Source organism: Nitrospirillum pindoramense, from assembly GCF_007827955.1.
Classification (GTDB): domain Bacteria; phylum Pseudomonadota; class Alphaproteobacteria; order Azospirillales; family Azospirillaceae; genus Nitrospirillum; species Nitrospirillum amazonense_B.
Map to the genome: position 1 here is coordinate 307,211 of NZ_VITR01000001.1, position 16,263 is coordinate 323,473.

Consider the following 16,263-nt stretch of genomic DNA (forward strand, 5'->3'; position numbering starts at 1 on the left):
CGTGCGGGCCGTTTCGTGTGGCCCCCCGATCTTTCCCGCCCGGCGGCGCCCGGTCTTGTTGGTGGCGCCGCCGCTTTGAAGATTTGAGGGGCAAGGGGGCGCCGTTGCCCTGGACGCTGCGACGGCGCCCGCGAAACGGAACGGCAGCCTCAGCCGCGGATGAAAGCCAGCAGGTCGGCGCTGACCTGATGCCGGTGGGTGGTGCAGGTGGCATGCGGCGCGCCGGGATAGACCTTCAATTGGGCCCCGGGAATCAGGCGCGCGCTGGCCTCCGCGGTGATGCCGATGGGCGCCGTCTGGTCGTCATCGCCGTGGATGATCAGCGTGGGCAGGCGGATGTCCGCCATCTCGCGCCGGAAGTCGGTTTCGGAAAAGGCGGTGACGCAGTCGATGGTGGCTTTGATGGACGCTTGCGCCGCGATTTGCAGCGTCTGGTCCAGAATGCCTTGCGATACGGCGGACCCCGGCCGGTTGGTGCCGAAATACAGGGTGCTGAAATCGGCCACGAACTGGGGTCGGTCGTTGGCGATGGCGTCGCGCACGCCCACGAAGCCCTCGGCCGGCATGCCCTCGGGATTGTCATCGGTCTTCAGGAAGAAGGGCGTCACGGCGCTGACCAGCGCCAGCTTGGCCACCCGGTCCGCGCCGTGGCGGGTGAGATAGCGCACGACGTCGCCGCCGCCCATGGAAAAGCCCACCAGCACCAGGTCCCGCAGGTCCAGATGCTCGATCAACTGGGCGATGTCGTCGGCCAGGGTGTCATAATCATAGCCGTCCCAGGGCTGGCTGGAGCGGCCGAAACCGCGGCGGTCGAAGGCCACGGCGCGGTAGCCGTTCCGGGCCAGGTGCAGCATCTGGTATTCCCACATGTCGGCGCTCAGCGGCCAGCCGTGGCTGAACAGGACCGGCTGCCCCTGGCCCCAGTCCTTGTAATAGAGTTCCGTGCCGTCGCGCAGGGTCAGCGTGGTCATGGTATTTCCTCATGGTCTGGGATGGTTTTGGGACACTAGCCAGCCTCAACCGGCCGGGATTGAAGGAAAGGTCGGCGGCTGGCTGAATTTTGCGGTCTTGATCAACCACTTCCCCACCAGGCCCCGCTTTTCGGCCCCCCATTTTTTCCCGGCCCAGGCCCGCAGGCGGGGCGCCAGCCAGTCGACCTGGGCCAGCACCAGGGCGCCGCCGCCGGGACCGGTGCAGCAGGTGCCGGCCAAGGCCAGCAGAACGCGCAGGGCGGGGGTGGTCGAGGGCATGGCGGGGCACTCTTTGCTAGGGGTGGGCCAGAGGGGGGTAGAGGGGGGATCAGCGATGGAAGGCGTCGGCCAGGGCGGCGCGGGCCATGGCGAAGGCGGCACGGGACGGGGCGGTGTCCGCCAGCCCGTCCAGCCAGAAGAAATCGTGGATGCAGCCCATCAGGCGCACGGCACTGGTTTCCACGTCCGCCGCCATCATGCGGCGGGCCAGCGCCTCCCCACCGTCGCGGGCCAGGTCGGCTTCCGCCGTCAGGATCAGGGTAGGGGGCAGGCGGTGCAGGCGGTCCGGCGGCAGATCCAGGGGGGACAGGCCCGCCCACGCCGGCTGGCCGGGAAAGGCTGGGGTGATCAGCGCCGCCAGGTCGTCGCGGTCCAGCCAGGGGGTGGCGGGGACGTCCGGCGCGGCGGGGCCCACCAGGGGATGGAACAGCACCTGGGCGCGGAAACCGTTGCTGGGGGGCAGGCCGGCGGCCAGCAACACTGCCATGGCGCAGCCGCTGCCGTCGCCCGCCACGGCGACGCGGGCGACGTCCAGCCCCAGGTCCCGTCCGTTGGCGCGCACCCAGTCCAGGGCGGCGCGGGCATGTTTCAAGGCCAGGGGGGCGGGCACCAATCCGGGCTCCACGAACACCAGGGCGGCGTCGCAGGCCAGGGCCAGCGCCGCCGCGGCCCCGCCATGTGTCGCCCAACTGCCCAAAGCCCAAAGTCCACCGTGCAGGTAGAAGACCACCGGCACCCGTTTCCCTTCCGCGCCCAGTGGCCAAACGACGCGAAGCGCCACGTCCCCGTCTGTCACCGGCACCCGGATTACGGCGTCGGCCACCGGGGCGGCGCTTTCCTGCAGCCGCGCCGCGATCTCCTGCCGCGCCACCGGTTCCAGGCCGGGACGGTAGGGCAGCAGCCCGGCCTCCACCACCCGGTCCAGGAAGCTCTGCACGCCGGGATCCAGGGTCAGGCAATACGCGGCCGGGTCCAGCCGCGCCCCGTGGTCCGGGGTGATGGGGAAGGGGGAAAACGCTTCGGGGATCATGGCAACGGTTCCGATGGGGTCAGGCGATCAGGGAGACGTCGATGGCGTTGGCGCGGCGCCAGCTGGCGGGGCTGCTGCCCGTGATCTGGCGGAAGAGGCGGCTGAAATGCGCCTGGTCGGCGAAGCCGCAGGCGTCGGCGATCTCCGCCAGCGCGTCGTCGGTGTCCAGCATCAGCGCCTTGGCACGTTCCACCCGGCGGCTGATGATGAAGGCGTGGGGCGACATGCCGAAGGTCTGGCGGAAGGCGGTGCAGAAATGGCTGGTGCTGAGCTTGGCCTCGACCGCCAGGTCCTCATTGCACAGTGTGCCGTCCAGCCGGCGCTCGATCAGGGCGGTCACGCGGCGGGCCTGCCAGGGCGCCAGGCCGCCGCGCACCGCTTCCGGCGCCGCCTTTTCCGGGGACCGGTGCAGCAACAGGTCCCGCACCTGGATGATGCGGTCGCGGGCCTGGGCCACGTCATGCTCCACGGCATGCATGGCCTCCTCCAGCAGGCGGGCGGCGGCGGCCAGGTGGCCGGCGGGCACGGCACCCGCGCGGGGCAGGCCGGCCAGAGTGTTGAAGGCGTCCAAGGTGGCAGTGGCGGTCATCTCATCCTCCATCCGGTGAGGTTCCCCCGGGGGGCGTCGCGCCGCGGTGGGGAACCGTCGATGAAGGAAGTTTCGGCCAGATGACCGCCACACCGGGAGTTAAGCGATGTGAAGCGTTGTTTAACGCCCCACACCGTTAAGCGCTAAACGGTCAGCACGGCGCCATGCCACCCGGCCAGGGGGGCGGGGCGGGACTTCACCCGGGCACGGGCCTCCGCCGCCCCCGCCACGGCGAACATCTCCACCTGCATGGCGCTGGCGCTGGCGGCTATGGCGCCGGGCCGGCCGAGTGCGGCGCCATAACCCTGGACAAAGACGTGCCAATGGTCCAGGGCGTGGCGGGTGGTGCGCTGGGCCAGCAGGTCGATCCAGGCGCCGGCCAGCGCTCCTTCGCCCGCCGCGATGGCCACGGGGATGCAGCCGATGGCCAGGCCATAGCAGATGGACAGGGCGTGGTCCGTGCCCACCGCGTCCTCGGCGCACAGGCGGGCCAGATCCAGGGCGCCGTTGATGTCGCCCATCAGCCATTGCAGGCGCATCAGCAGGCTCAGCGCCGCCACCTTGCCGTCCACCTGGGCGTGGTTGGCGTGGTTCACCCGCACGGGGTCGGCGTCGGCGGCGATGACCGCCTGCAGCAGCTCCAGGGCCGGCGGGTGGTCCCCCATGAAGTGGTGGGACAGGGCGCGCATGTGCATGGCGGTCTGGCGGTCGGCCAGGCCGGCGTCGGGGCCGATGCGGTCGGTGAACGCCTCCGCCAGCGCCAGGCTTTCGGCGTAGCCGCCCTCCAGGATGCGGTGGGCCCACACACCCCACAGCGCGCGGCGGGCCAGCCCCTCGTCCCCCATATCCTCGGCTATGCTCAACGCCTGTTGGAACGCCCGGCCCATCTCCGGCACCGGTCCCCGCGTGTGCCACAGGGCATGCCCGTAGGCGGCCAGCAATTCCACCCGCTGGGCCTGGTCGACCGCACCGGCCGGGGCCCCCTGGTCCAGCACCGCCAGGATGCGTTCCGCCCGCCCCAGGAACTCATCGGCCAGCGACAGGTGGAACCAGAGCGACGCGCTGGCGACGATCAGGCCCAAGCCCAGGCCGATGTCGCCATCCTCCCCCGTCGCCCAGTCCAGGGCGCCGCGGATATCGTCGATACGCCGGCTGTGGATGGCCAGCCAGTCGCGCGGGGCCTTGCCCTCCCATGCCGCCTGCGCGTCGGTGAAGAGAGAGATCATGTGGCGGGCGTGGGCGGCGCGGATGCGGCCCTCCGCCCCCGTGTCGGCCAGGCGCTCATGGCCATAGTAACGGGTGGTGTCCAGCAGGCGGTAGCGGGTGGCGCCTCCCTCCCGGCTGCTGACCACCAGGGACTTGGCCACCAGGTCGGCCAGGCCATCCAGCACGGCCATCTCGCGTCCGCCGGTCACGCCACACGCGTCCGCGGGGTCGAACCCGGCGCGGAAGACCGACAGGCTGATCAGCAGGTCCTTTTCCTCCGGCGCCAGCAGCTCATAGCTCCAGTCCAGCGCCGCGCGCAGGGTGCGGTGGCGGGGCAGGGCGGTGCGCCGGCCGCGCGTCAGCAGGTTCAGCCGGTCGTGCAGGCGGCTGGCCAGCTCCGGCAGTTCCATCAGGTCGACGCGGGCGGCGGCCAGCTCGATGGCCAGGGGAATGCCGTCCAGGCGGCGGCAGATCTCGGCCAGGTCCTGGGCGTTGCCGTCGTCGACGGTGAAGTCCGACCGCACGGCCCGCGCCCGTTCGAAGAACAGGGCGGCGGCGGGGTAGGTCAGGACGGACGCCGCGCCCTGGGCCTGGTCGTCGGGGATGGGCAGGGCCGGCAGGCGGTGCACCCATTCGCCAGCGGCGCGCAGGGGTTCCCGGCTGGTGGCCAGGATCAGCAGGCTGGGCACCGCCAGCAGCAATCGCTCCGCCAGTTCCGCCACCGCATCCACCAGATGCTCGCAATTATCCAGCAGCAGCAGGCTGGGGTTGGCGCCCAGGGTGGCGGCCACGGCCGCGAAGCTGTCGACGCCGGAGGCGGGCAGGCCCAGGGCGGTGGCCAGTGTGCCCTCCACCCACGCCGCGTCGGACACGGGGGCGAGGTCGACGAAGCGCACGGCGATGTCCTGCGCCAGCGCCGCCGCCGTGGCCAGCGCCACGGACGTCTTGCCGATGCCCCCGGGGCCCGCCAGGGTCAGGAAGCGGCGCTCCGGCAGTTCCGCCGCCAGGCTGGCCACGATCTCCGTCCGGCCCAGCAGGCGCACCAAGGGGCGGGGGGCCGCCGATTCCGGCGCCATGCGCGCGGGCTGGGCCGCCGCGGTGGCTTGGCTGGCGACCTGGGCCGGCGCGGTGCGGACCACGGGCAGGGTCAGGCGATAGCCGCGCCCAGCCTCGTTCACCACCAGCCCGTCGTCGCCCAGCGCCTTGCGGAGGCCGGACAGATGGACGCGCACGGCGCTTTCATCGATGGCCTGGCCGGGCCAGACCTCGGCCAGCAAGCGGTCGCGGGTCACCAGCTCGCCCCCGGCGGCGGCCAGCACGGCCAGCAGGTTGGCGGCACGGCCGCCCAGCTTCACCGGCTGCCCCGCCTTGGCCAGCGTCATCTGCGGCACGTCGAAGGTGAAGCTGCCGAAGGTGTAACGGACGCCCTGGTCACTCATCGTTCGACCCGCATGCCTTGATCATCCCGTAATTCCCTGAGTTCTATGGCCATGCCCGCCATCGCTTCAAGCCTTGGCCGGCGGCGGACACAGCCAGGCGGCCAGCAGAATGCAGACCAGCGCGCCCACGGCCGCCGCCGCGAAGCCGTCGATATAGGCGAGGACGGAGGCCTGCTGCCCCACCCGGCTCGCCAGCAGCCGGGCGGCACCGCCGACAGGGTCGTCCATATGCGGGGCCAGGGCCGCCTGATAGCGGGCCAGCCGGTCGGCGGTGGCCCCGGACAGCGGGTCGACATGCAGGCCCAGAAGGTTGGAATGCAGCTGTTCGCGCGTACGGACGAAGGTCTGCATGAATGCGACGCCGATCTCCCCGCCGAACAGGCGGGCGGTCTGCATCAGCGCGCCGATGGAAATGGCGTCGGCCGGGGTGATGTTGCGCACCACCAGTACCACCAGGGCTGTCAGCGCCAGGCACTGCCCCACCGCCTGCAAGGCTTGCGAGGGCAGGAAATCCCAGGTGGCCCATAGGCTGGTCAGGGCCGTGGCCTGCCAGCAGGCGATGGCGATCAGCAGGGCGCCGGCGGACAGCACCCAGCGCCCGTCCACCCGGGCCAGCACCCAGGCCAGCGGCAGGATCAGGGCGAACTGGGGCACGGCGATGAACAGCAGCACCGGGCCCACCTGCAATTCGCGGAAATTCTGCACCACCTGCAGGTAGAGGGGGATGATGTAGGCGGTGGACAGGATGATGAAGCGGAAGCCGGCCAGCAGCAGCATGAGCAGCAGCAGGTTGCCCCGCAGCATCAGGCGCAGGTTCAGGAAGGGCCGCCGGCTGACCACCAGCTCCCGCACCGCGAACAGGGCGGTGACGAGGCCGCCCGCCACCAGCAGGCCCACCACCAGGCCGCTGCGTGTCCAGTCCAGGCGGTTGCCCTGGTCCAGGCCGGCATACAGCAGGCCGAAGCCCACGGCGGCATAGGCCACCCCGGGCCAGTCGTGCTGTTTCAGCAGGTCGGTGTTCACCGGCTCCCGCGGGACGCCGGTCCAGACGCACAGGAACATGACGGGCAGGACCAGGCAGTATTGCCAGTTCAGCCAGGCGATGGACCAGTTCTCGGCATACCACCCTTCCAGCGCCGCGCCGATGTTCTGCGAGAACTCCGAATTCATGGCATAGGCGGCCAGGCCATAGAGGGTCAGTCGCACCGGCAGGTTCAGGACGATGAAGCGGATGGTCAGGGGGATGAAGGTGCCGCCCCCCACGCCCGACAGGAATTGCATGGCCAGATAGGCGGTCAGGTTGGGCGACAACGGCGCCAGCAGGCTGGACACGAAGAACAGGCCGATGCCGGCGAACAGCACCCGGCGGGCCCCGAAGACGATGCCCAGATAGGGGCAGGCCACGCCCACCACCATCTGGCCCACGCCATAGGCGGTGGTGATCCACGCCCCCTCGTCGAAGCCGGCATGCAGGCCACCCCGCAGGTCGGCCAGGCCGAAGGTGGTGGCGCGGGCGCCCAGGGTGGACACCAACGCCCCCAACAGCACGCCCAGGATGCCGATATAGGCCCGCATGCCGTCCAGCCTCGGCCACGGGACCAGCATCGGGCGGGGCTGCGGCACCGGCGGGACGGCCGCGGCGGTCATTTGCTGTCGTCCACGTCGATGGTGGACACGACCGACATGCCGGGGCGCACCAGCGTCCCCAGGGCGGGTACCGGGTCCAGCACGATCTTCACCGGCACGCGCTGCACCACCTTGGTGAAATTGCCGGTGGCGTTGTCGGGTGGCAGCAGGGTGAAGACGCTGCCGGTGCCCGGCGACCAGCTTTCCACATGGCCGTGCAACACCAGGTCGGGGAAGGCGTCCACCGTCACCGTGGCCCGATCACCCACCCGCACATGGGTCATCTGGGTTTCCTTGTAGTTGGCCACGACCCACACCCGGGGCAGGGCCATGACGCCGATGATTTGGGTGCCGACGTTGACGAACTGTCCCGGACGCACCTGGCGCTGGCCCACCATGCCGTCGGCGGGGGCGACGATGCGGGTATAGGCCAGGTTGTTGCGGGCCAGGTCCAGCTGGGCCTGACCTTCCCGCACCTGGGCCGTCAGTTGCCGTTCCTGCACGTCCAGGCTCGCCAGCTGGGCCTTCTGCTGCGCCAGCTGGGCGGTGGCCAACTGCGACTGGGCCAGGGCTTTCGCGGCATCGGCGTCGGCCTGCTCCACCTTCTGCCCCGTTCCGGCGATCCCCGTGCGCAGCAGGTCGCGCTGACGTGCCGCCTCCAGCCGGGTGCGGGTGACATCGGCGTCGGCGGCGGCGATGCTGGCCTGCGCCTGCTGGATCAGGGCGCGCTGCACCTCCCGCTGGTTGGCCAGGTTGGCCAGCGCCGCCTGGGCCGCCGTCAGCCCGGCTTCCGCCAGATCGGCCTGGGCGCGGTAGTCCGACGGTTCGATCTGGGCGATCAGATCGCCCTTATGCACCGTCTGGAAGTCGTCCACCGCCACCGTCTGGACGTAACCCGAAATCTTGGCGGACAGCGGCGTCAGGTCGCCGGTGACATAGGCGTCGCTGGACGATTGGTGGCGTGCGTCGCCGACCCAGCGATCCCAGTGCCCGGCCACCAGCCAGACCAGGACGATGGCTCCGCCCAGGGCCAGGGTGCGCAGCAGGGGAGGCAGCCAGCGCCTGGCGCTGACACTGGTGTCGATTGCGGGTGTGGTCACGGTGTCCATGGCGCTCACTCCAACGCCGCTCCCAGGCGGCGACCATAGGCGGTGATGGCCGTGCCGGCGGCGCATCGCTCAGTGCTGTACAGCGCCAGCGCGTCGGCCACCGTCGGCGCCTCCGCCAAATGGCGGCGCAGGGCCAGGGCGTCACCGGCGGCCTTGGCCACGCCCATGGCGGTGTGGGGCCGGGCCACGAAGGCCGCGTCGCCCAGCAAGGCGATGCGGCCGGACGCCATCACCGGCGCCTCATAATCGAAGATCGCCTGGATGAAGGGCTCGGGCTCCGCCGCCACCACGCTGGCGAAGGGCGGGGGCAGGAGGCGGGCGGCATCGGACCGCAAGGCCGCCACCGCCGGCGCCCGCACCTGGCCGGGGGACAGGGAATGGGGATGGCACCGCCCTTCCGTGTCGGTCAGCGTGGCCGGCAGGGCGGCCGCCGGCACCGGCCTGTACCACACCCAGTTATAGCGCCGCTGGCCCACGGTCGTTTCGCCGCCCGGCCCCGGTACCAGATAGCCCAGGGCATGGGACCGCGGCATCATGTAGAAGGCGAAGCGGTCGCGCAGGATGGCGGCATCCGCCGGCAGTTGCTCTTCGGCGAACAGGCCGCGCCAGGCGACATAGCCGGCATAGCTGTTGGGCGCGGGCGCCCCGGTCACCACCGGCCGCACCACCGAGCCCAGGCCGTCGGCGCCGATCACCAGATCCGCCTCCTCCTCCCCGCCGTCCAGGAACAGCAGGCGGGCGCGGTCGGGCCCCTGGGTCACGGTCGCCACGGCGCGGCCGGTCACGTATTGGTCGTCAGCCACCTTCGATCGCATGACGCGGAACAGATGATCCCAGGAGATCTGGGTTTGCGGCATGGCGTGCCGCTCCGCGATACCCCCGTCGCGATCGAAATAGATGCGTTCGAACGCCACCACGCCGATGCGGGCGACATGGTCGCACCCAACGGCGCGCAGCAGGGTGAACAGTTCCCGCTGGCTGACCAACCCGGCGCCCCGGCCGGCCAGACCGGTGGTGGAGCGTTCATAAAGGCGGACGTCATGCCCGTCCTGCCGCAGCAGTGCCGCGGCGAACAAGCCGCCGACGGAGCCGCCGACGATGCGGATGCGCAAGGGTTCCATCGCTCAGCCCCCCGCCCGGGCCACCCTGCGGCGGCGCAGGGTCAGCATGGCCTGGATGGCGAAGGCCAGGACGGCCAAGCCGCCGCCCAGGGTGCAGACGGCCGGCCATTGTCCCAGCTTCCACGCGGCGGTGGCGGCGGCCGATCCCATGGCGCCCCCCAGGAACATGCTGCCCATGAACACGGTGTTCAGTCGGCTGCGCGCCTGCGGATCCAGGGCGAAGACGATGGCCTGGTTGGAGACGAGGGCGCCCTGCATGCCGAAATCCAGGATGATCACCCCGGCCACCATGGCCCAGACATTGGCCCAGGACCCGAATAGCAGCCACGACAGCAGGGTGACGACGGTGCCCAGCCCCACCACCACGTGCGGGCCCCGCCGGTCCGCCAGGCGGCCGGCGATAGGGGCCGCCACCACGCCCGCGGCGCCGATGACGCCGAACAGGCCGGCCACGTCGGCACCCAGGTTGAAGGCCGGCTGCTCCAGCCGCAGCGCCAGGACGGTCCAGAAGGCGGAGAAGGAGGCGAACAGGGCACCCTGGGTCAGGGCGGCGGCGCGCAGGGCCGGCCGGTGTCGCCACAGATGGACCAGCGAGGCCAGCGCCTCCCGATAGCGCAGCGTGCTGGCCGGCGCGTGGCGGGGCAGGGTCGCGGCCATCAGCGCGGCGGTGGCCCAGGCCAGCGGCACCGCCAGCCAGAACATCGACCGCCAGCCGTGGTGGGTCGCGACGAAGCCGCCCAGCGTGCGGCTGAACAGCACGCCGCACAGCAGGCCGCTCATCACCATGCCGATGACGTGGCCCCGCTTGTGGGGTGCCGCCAGCGTTGCGGCCAGGGGCACGATCTGCTGGGCCACGGTGGACAGCACGCCGATGAACAGTGACGCCGCGACCAGCCAGGCGGCGGACGGGGCGGCGGCGGCCAGCGCCAGCATCACGCCAATGGTCAGCAGTTGCGCCACGATCAGGCGACGCCGGTCCACCAGGTCGCCCAGGGGCACCAGCAGCAACAGGCCGGCGGCGTAGCCCAGCTGGGTCGCCGTCGGCACAAAGCCGGTGAGGGGACTTCCCGCGAACTCATGCTCCAGGATGCCCAGCATGGGTTGGTTGTAATAGATGTTGGCCACGGCGATGCCGCAGGCGGCGGCCATGGCCAGGGTCAGCGCCCCGGTCAAGGCGGGCGCCGGCGGTACGGCCGTCGTGTCCGGGGGGTGGGGGGCAGGTGTCATCGCGATGCTCTTTGGGCGGGGGCGGATACCCGTGCAGGATGCCTGAAACGCCCCCGCGCGGATTGGATGCCCCTTTCCGGTTTTGAACACGCCTCAGGCAGATGGGCTGAGCGGACGGACCGGGTCGGGGTCAGCGCGCCTGCGTCAATCCCACGGTCGTGTAATTGGCCGGCAGCCAGACATAACGGCCGTCGCGGCGGACGACGTGGCCCAGGCCGGGGAAGGTGATGTGGGCGGCGGCCACCCAGCTGCCCTCCGCCACAGCCTCCGCCATCAGCCGGTCGCGGGCCTGCGCCGCCGCCGCGCTGTCGCTGTCGTATTTCACCGTGGCGGCCGGGTCCGGGAACTGCACGGCCGCGACATGCACGATGTCACCCCAGGCCAGCAGCGTCTGGCCATCCCGGCTGCGCACGCGATAGGCGGTGTGGCCGGGCGTGTGGCCGGGACTGGGCAGCGCCTGGATGGCGGGGTTCAACTGCGCCTCGCCGTCGAACGGCTGCACGCGCCCGGCGTCGACATAGGCGCGTAGGCTGTCGATGGCGCCATCGAACATGGGGCCCAGGAAGGCCGGCGCCTTGGCCTTGTTGGCCGGATTCAGCCAGAAATCGGCATCGCGGCGGTTGACGCGGATGATGGCGTTGGGGAAGGCCATCCGGCCCCCCTGGTCCACACCGCCCACATGGTCGCGGTGCAGGTGGGTCAGATAGATCTCGTCCACCTGCTCCGGCGTATAGCCGGAGGCCCGCAGGTTGGCCATCAGGTGTCCGCCATCCGCGCCGTACAGCACCCCGGCGCCGCTGTCGATCAGGATCAGCTTGGTCCCGGTATTGATCAGGAAGGCGTTGATCGACCCCTCCACCGGTGCCGCGAGGTCCGAGGCGGCCAGCAGCGTGTCGGCGTCCGCCATCGGGATGCCGGTCAGCACCTCATGCACGGGGAAGGGGTGGGTGCCGTCCAGCAGGGCCGTGACCTCGATATCCCCCAGCATCATGCGATAGAAGCCGGGCGCCTGCGTCCGGGCCTGCGGTGCCGCGGCCTGCGCCGGGGGTACTGTTATCGTGGCCACGGATAGGGCGGCGGTGAACGCCAGGGCGGCGGCTGTCGCCAGGCAGCGGGGGAAAGCGGTCATCGTCGGTTTCACCAGGCAGTCGGATCCGCGCCCAGCATCGCCACGCCAGACCCGCCCGTCTTGGCGCTTTTGCCGTTCCTTTGTCTCTCAGTGGGGTTTATTCACGGCCGCACTCCACCCAAGGCAGGGACGCGGTCCGTGACACTGCGCCATGCCCGCCCGGATGGCGCGGGCGCTTAGCCGCGCCCGTTAACGCCGGGCCAGCCCCGTGCTGCCGCGCACGACCAGACGGTGCGGCAGGGTGACGGATCGGGGGGCGTCCTGTCCGCCGCGCAGGATGTCCAGCAGCAGGGCCACCGCCGTCCGCCCCAAATCCTCCATGGGCTGGCTGACCGTGGTCAGCGCCGGTTCCAGATAGCGGGCGAAGCGGATGTCATCGAAGCCCACCAGGGACAGGTCGTCCGGGCAGCGGCGGCCCCGCTGGCGCGCGGCGGCCAGGGCGCCCATGGCCATCTCATCGCTGAAGCAGAACAGGGCCGTGGGCTCCTTGGCGGCGGCCAGCAGGCTTTCGGCCTCCCGCTCCCCCGATTCCACGGAGAAGTCGCCGGTGGCGATGCGCAGTCCCGCTTCCGCGCCGTGGCGGGCGGCGGCGGTCCACACGCCGGCCAGGCGGTCGCGGCTGAGGGGGCTGGCCAGCGGGCCGGTGATGACGCCTATGGTGCGGTGGCCCAGGCCGTACAGCAGATCCATGGCCTCCGTCGCGGCGGCGGCGTTGTCGATGTGGGCGCTGGACACACCCAGGTCGGGGCTGAACTCGCAGCCGTTGACCACCGGCGCCTTGGCGCCCTGGCGGCCGATCAACTCCGCCAATGTGTCGGGCAGGCGATGGCCCAGGAAGATCAGGCCGTCTGCCTCCTTCCGGCGCAGCATGCCGGCGTACTGCTCCTCCCGCTCAGTGCTGTGGCGGGTATCCCCCAGCAGTACCGAATATCCCGCGCCCTGCGCCGCCTCCTCCGCCCCGCGGATGACGCTGGAGAAAAAGGGGTTGGAGATGTCGGGCACCGTCACGACGATCTTGGCCGTGCGCAGGGTGCGCAGGCTCTTGGCGGCGTAGTTGGGCTCATAGCCCAGGGCTTCGACGGCGGCCATCACCCGTTCACGCGTCGCCTCACTGACCACCTCGGGGGTGCTCAGGACGCGGGAGACGGTGGCGGTGGAAACATGGGCCCGGCGGGCCACGTCTTGAATGGTCGGCATGGGATGGGAGGGTGCGTTTGATCCGCGCCGCCTGCAAGGGTTGCGAGGGCGGGGCCCGGCTGTTAGAGTGATGTAATCGATTTCATAAACGCGCCGCACATCAAAGAGCGCAAAGGGGGGGCGATGTCCGACAGCGTGATCCGTATGGCCATGGTGGGTGGGGGCCCCGGCTCCTTCATCGGGCCGGTGCATCGCATGGCGGCGGAGCTGGACGGCCGAATCCGCCTTGTGGCCGGGGCCTTTAGCCGGGACGCGGCCAAGTCCGCGGCCGCGGCCCGGGGCTATGGCATCGACCCGGCGCGGGCCTATGGCGACTATCGCCAAATGCTGGCGGCGGAGGCGGCGCGGCCCGACGGCGCCCAGTTCGTGGCCATCGTCACCCCCAACCATCTGCACTTCCCGGTGGCCAAGGCGGCGCTGGAGGCGGGCTTCCCCGTGCTGAGCGACAAGCCGGCGACAGCCACCCTGGAGGAGGCGCAGGAGCTGGCCCGCGTGGTGGCCGATACCGGCCGTCCCTATGGCCTGACCTACACCTACACCGGCTATGCCCTGGTGCGGGAGGCGAGGGCGATCGTGCGGCGTGGCGACCTGGGCGCCATCCGCAAGGTGGTGGTGGAATATTCCCAAGGCTGGCTGTCCGAGGCGGTGGAGAAAACGGACAACGCCCAGGCCGCCTGGCGGGCGGACCCGGCGCGGTCCGGCCTGGGCGGCTGCATCGGCGACATCGGCGTCCACGCCTTCAACATGGCGGAATTTGTCAGCGGCCTGAAGGTCACCCGGCTGAACGCCGACCTCAACAGCGTGGTGCCCGGCCGCCGGCTGGATGACGACTGCAACATCCTGCTGCGCTTCGGCGATGGCGTGCCGGGCGTGCTGGTGGCCAGTCAGGTGGCGGCGGGGGATCGCAACGGCCCGCGCCTGCGGGTTTATGGTGAACGGGGCGGGTTGGATTGGTGCCATGAGCGGCCGGACGTGCTGACCCTCAACTGGCTGGACCGCCCCACCCAGACGCTGCATGCGGCATCGCCCTATCTCGGCCCGGCGGGACGGGGGCCGGCGCGCCTGCCCACCGGCCATCCCGAGGGCTTCATCGAGGCCTTCGCCACGCTTTACCGCGACTTCGCCGCCATCATCGCCAGCGGGGGCGATCTTGACGGCACGGCGGTCCCCACCATCCAGGACGGGGTGCGCGGCATGGCCTTCATCGCCCGCGCCGTGGCCGCCAACGGCGCCGGCTGGGTTGATCTGTGACGGGGCCAACGCTTTTCGGGGAAGGAAAACAACCATGAAGACCATCAAGGGCCCCGGCATTTTCCTGGCCCAGTTCGCGGGCGACACGCCGCCCTTCGACACCGTGGGTGGCTTGGCCGGCTGGGCGTCGTCCCTGGGGTATCAGGGCGTGCAGGTGCCCACGGGGCCAAGCGGCCTGCTGGATCTGGAAAAGGCCGCGGAAAGCGTCGACTACGCCCAGGAATTCGCCGGCATCCTGGCGGAGAAGGGTGTGGTGGTGACCGAGCTGTCGACCCACTTGCAGGGCCAACTGGTGGCGGTCCATCCCGCCTATGACGCGCTGTTCGATGGCTTCGCCCCGCCGGAGGTGCGCGGCAATGGCACAGCGCGCCGGGAATGGGCGGTGAATCAACTGATGCTGGCGGCCCGCGTCAGCCGCAATTTGGGCTTGACGGCGCACGCCACGTTCTCCGGCGCCCTGGCCTGGCCCTATATGTACCCCTGGCCGCAGCGCCCCGCCGGATTGGTTGAGGAGGCGTTCGCCGAGCTGGGCCGGCGCTGGCGTCCCATCCTGGACGCCTTCGATGCCGCCGGCGTCGACCTTTGCTTTGAATTGCATCCCGGGGAGGATCTGTTCGACGGCGCCACTTTCGAACGCTTCCTGGACGGGGTGGACCACCATCCGCGCGCCACCATCCTCTACGACCCCAGCCATTTCGTCCTGCAGCAACTGGACTACCTGGCCTTCATCGACCGCTACCATTCCCGCATCCGCGCCTTCCATGTGAAGGACGCGGAGTTCCGGCCCGATGGCCGCGCCGGCGTCTACGGCGGTTATCTGCCCTGGGTGGAGCGGCCGGGCCGCTTCCGCTCCCTGGGGGACGGGCAGGTGGATTTCGGGGCCATCTTCGCCAAGTTGGCCCAATACGACTATCCCGGCTGGGCTGTGCTGGAATGGGAATGCGCGCTGAAGCATCCCGAGGATGGCGCGCAGGAAGGGGCGCCCTTCATCCGCGACCACATCATCCGGGTGACGGAACGCGCCTTCGACGATTTCGCCGCCAGCGGCGTGGACACGGCCCGCAACCGCGCCCTGCTGGGCCTATAAAGCAAGCCAAGGGAATACCCATGATCACCCCAATGATCACGACACGAACCAGCCGCCGCGCCTTCATTGGCGGTGTCGCCGCCCTGGCCGGCCTGGGCTTGGCGCGGCTATCCAGCGCCGCCCCCACACCTTTCTTCAAGGGCAACGGCCTGCCCATCGGCCTGCAGCTCTACACCCTGGGCGACCTGGCGCAGAAGGACCTGCCCGGCACGCTGACGGCGGTGGCGGACATGGGCTACCGCGCGGTGGAGCTGCCGGGATTTTACGGCCATACCGCGGGCGACTTGGCGGTGGCGCTGAAGGCCGCCGGCCTGGTGTGCGAAAGTGCCCATGTCAATGCACAGGGCAGGGGCCCGGCGCCCAGCCTGTCCGGCGACCTGGACGCGCTGGTGCGCGATGCCCACACCATCGGGCTGAAGTTCATCGTCATGCCCATGTTCACCATCCCGGCGCGCCTGGGTGGGCTGCAGGCGGGCGAAGGCTTCGGTGATTTCCTGGCCCGGGTCGCGTCGCAGTTCACCGTCGATGACTGGAAGGCCCAGGCCGCCTTCCTCAACGAGAAAGGGGCGGCCCTGAAGAAAGCCGGGCTGCAACTGGCCTACCACAACCATAATCCCGAATTCGCCCCTATGGCTGGCGGCACGGCCACCGGCTACGACATCCTGCTGGCCGAAACCGATCCGGATCTGGTGAAGATGGAAATGGACGCCGGCTGGGTGGCCGCGGCGGGCCTTGATCCGGTGGCGCTATTGCAGGCCCATCCCGGCCGCTTCCGCCTGATGCATGTGAAGGATGTGAAGGCGGGCACCGCCACCAACACGCGGCTGAAGATGGACCCGACGGAGGTGGGCGCCGGTACCCTGGATTGGCGTCGCATCCTGCCCGCCGCCCATGCTGGCGGCGTTAGCCACTTCTATGTCGAGCAGGAACCCCCTTTCGCCCGGCCCCGGCTGGAGGCGGCGCGGCTCAGCGCCGACTATCTGGCCAAGCTGGCGGTATGAC

At 70.6% G+C, this 16,263-nt stretch carries 14 protein-coding genes; 3 read left to right on the forward strand and 11 right to left on the reverse strand.

All coding sequences use genetic code 11. The features are described from left to right. Nucleotides 1-149: 149 nt before the first annotated feature. The 11 genes from FBZ90_RS01270 to FBZ90_RS01320 form a co-directional block, all read right to left on the reverse strand. Nucleotides 150-971, reverse strand: coding sequence for an alpha/beta fold hydrolase (locus FBZ90_RS01270; protein ID WP_145729205.1), 822 nt, complete (start codon nt 969-971; stop codon nt 150-152). Nucleotides 972-1,016: 45 nt separating this feature from the next. Continuing rightward, nucleotides 1,017-1,250 (reverse strand): hypothetical protein, encoded by a 234-nt coding sequence (locus tag FBZ90_RS01275; RefSeq protein WP_145729207.1) that lies wholly within the window; start codon nt 1,248-1,250, stop codon nt 1,017-1,019. A gap of 49 nt (nt 1,251-1,299) precedes the next feature. After that, nucleotides 1,300-2,280 (reverse strand): alpha/beta hydrolase, encoded by a 981-nt coding sequence (locus FBZ90_RS01280; RefSeq protein WP_145729209.1) that lies wholly within the window; start codon nt 2,278-2,280, stop codon nt 1,300-1,302. 19 nt (nt 2,281-2,299) lie between these two features. Further along, nucleotides 2,300-2,869, reverse strand: a complete 570-nt coding sequence (locus tag FBZ90_RS01285; protein ID WP_145729211.1) for a helix-turn-helix transcriptional regulator — start codon at nt 2,867-2,869, stop codon at nt 2,300-2,302. A gap of 143 nt (nt 2,870-3,012) precedes the next feature. After that, nucleotides 3,013-5,514: an ATP-binding protein gene (locus tag FBZ90_RS28580; RefSeq protein WP_145729213.1), complete on the reverse strand. Its 2,502-nt coding sequence runs from the start codon at nt 5,512-5,514 to the stop codon at nt 3,013-3,015. A gap of 66 nt (nt 5,515-5,580) precedes the next feature. Beyond that, on the reverse strand, nt 5,581-7,161 hold the full coding sequence (locus FBZ90_RS01295) for an MFS transporter (protein ID WP_211101874.1): 1,581 nt from the start codon (nt 7,159-7,161) through the stop codon (nt 5,581-5,583). Further along, a complete protein-coding gene (locus FBZ90_RS01300) occupies nt 7,158-8,249 on the reverse strand; it encodes an HlyD family secretion protein (protein WP_246130084.1) in 1,092 nt (363 codons plus the stop codon). Before FBZ90_RS01300 ends, FBZ90_RS01295 begins: the two co-directional genes overlap by 4 nt. A 5-nt stretch (nt 8,250-8,254) precedes the next feature. Beyond that, nucleotides 8,255-9,370, reverse strand: a complete 1,116-nt coding sequence (locus FBZ90_RS01305; RefSeq protein WP_145729215.1) for an FAD binding domain-containing protein — start codon at nt 9,368-9,370, stop codon at nt 8,255-8,257. Between the two features lie 3 nt (nt 9,371-9,373). Next, entirely contained in the window at nt 9,374-10,597 is a 1,224-nt protein-coding gene (locus FBZ90_RS01310; RefSeq protein WP_145729217.1) for an MFS transporter, read from the reverse strand. A gap of 130 nt (nt 10,598-10,727) precedes the next feature. Further along, nucleotides 10,728-11,726 carry an MBL fold metallo-hydrolase gene (locus tag FBZ90_RS01315; protein ID WP_145729218.1) on the reverse strand — a complete coding sequence of 333 codons (999 nt, stop codon included), beginning with the start codon at nt 11,724-11,726 and terminating at the stop codon, nt 10,728-10,730. A gap of 189 nt (nt 11,727-11,915) precedes the next feature. After that, a complete protein-coding gene (locus FBZ90_RS01320; RefSeq protein ID WP_145729220.1) occupies nt 11,916-12,923 on the reverse strand; it encodes a LacI family DNA-binding transcriptional regulator in 1,008 nt (335 codons plus the stop codon). 123 nt (nt 12,924-13,046) lie between these two features. Between FBZ90_RS01320 and FBZ90_RS01325 the strand changes: the two genes are divergently transcribed. Genes FBZ90_RS01325 through FBZ90_RS01335 form a run of 3 tightly spaced genes read left to right on the forward strand, consistent with a single transcriptional unit; the run spans nt 13,047 to nt 16,262 of the window. Further along, complete coding sequence (locus FBZ90_RS01325; RefSeq protein ID WP_145729222.1) at nt 13,047-14,174, forward strand: Gfo/Idh/MocA family protein; 1,128 nt, start codon at nt 13,047-13,049, stop codon at nt 14,172-14,174. Nucleotides 14,175-14,208: 34 nt separating this feature from the next. Next, nucleotides 14,209-15,261 carry a sugar phosphate isomerase/epimerase family protein gene (locus FBZ90_RS01330; protein WP_145729223.1) on the forward strand — a complete coding sequence of 351 codons (1,053 nt, stop codon included), beginning with the start codon at nt 14,209-14,211 and terminating at the stop codon, nt 15,259-15,261. Between the two features lie 20 nt (nt 15,262-15,281). After that, complete coding sequence (locus FBZ90_RS01335) at nt 15,282-16,262, forward strand: sugar phosphate isomerase/epimerase family protein (protein WP_211101875.1); 981 nt, start codon at nt 15,282-15,284, stop codon at nt 16,260-16,262. The last annotated feature ends 1 nt before the right edge of the window (nt 16,263 follow it).

What these genes read in the sequence shown, in the direction of transcription:
- FBZ90_RS01270 (WP_145729205.1), bottom strand. Translation starts at nt 971, where the DNA reads ATGACCACGCTGACCCTGCGCGACGGCACGGAACTCTATTACAAGGAC.
- FBZ90_RS01275 (WP_145729207.1), bottom strand. Translation starts at nt 1,250, where the DNA reads ATGCCCTCGACCACCCCCGCCCTGCGCGTTCTGCTGGCCTTGGCCGGC.
- FBZ90_RS01280 (WP_145729209.1), bottom strand. Translation starts at nt 2,280, where the DNA reads ATGATCCCCGAAGCGTTTTCCCCCTTCCCCATCACCCCGGACCACGGG.
- FBZ90_RS01285 (WP_145729211.1), bottom strand. Translation starts at nt 2,869, where the DNA reads ATGACCGCCACTGCCACCTTGGACGCCTTCAACACTCTGGCCGGCCTG.
- FBZ90_RS28580 (WP_145729213.1), bottom strand. Translation starts at nt 5,514, where the DNA reads ATGAGTGACCAGGGCGTCCGTTACACCTTCGGCAGCTTCACCTTCGAC.
- FBZ90_RS01295 (WP_211101874.1), bottom strand. Translation starts at nt 7,161, where the DNA reads ATGACCGCCGCGGCCGTCCCGCCGGTGCCGCAGCCCCGCCCGATGCTG.
- FBZ90_RS01300 (WP_246130084.1), bottom strand. Translation starts at nt 8,249, where the DNA reads ATGGACACCGTGACCACACCCGCAATCGACACCAGTGTCAGCGCCAGG.
- FBZ90_RS01305 (WP_145729215.1), bottom strand. Translation starts at nt 9,370, where the DNA reads ATGGAACCCTTGCGCATCCGCATCGTCGGCGGCTCCGTCGGCGGCTTG.
- FBZ90_RS01310 (WP_145729217.1), bottom strand. Translation starts at nt 10,597, where the DNA reads ATGACACCTGCCCCCCACCCCCCGGACACGACGGCCGTACCGCCGGCG.
- FBZ90_RS01315 (WP_145729218.1), bottom strand. Translation starts at nt 11,726, where the DNA reads ATGACCGCTTTCCCCCGCTGCCTGGCGACAGCCGCCGCCCTGGCGTTC.
- FBZ90_RS01320 (WP_145729220.1), bottom strand. Translation starts at nt 12,923, where the DNA reads ATGCCGACCATTCAAGACGTGGCCCGCCGGGCCCATGTTTCCACCGCC.
- FBZ90_RS01325 (WP_145729222.1), top strand. Translation starts at nt 13,047, where the DNA reads ATGTCCGACAGCGTGATCCGTATGGCCATGGTGGGTGGGGGCCCCGGC.
- FBZ90_RS01330 (WP_145729223.1), top strand. Translation starts at nt 14,209, where the DNA reads ATGAAGACCATCAAGGGCCCCGGCATTTTCCTGGCCCAGTTCGCGGGC.
- FBZ90_RS01335 (WP_211101875.1), top strand. Translation starts at nt 15,282, where the DNA reads ATGATCACCCCAATGATCACGACACGAACCAGCCGCCGCGCCTTCATT.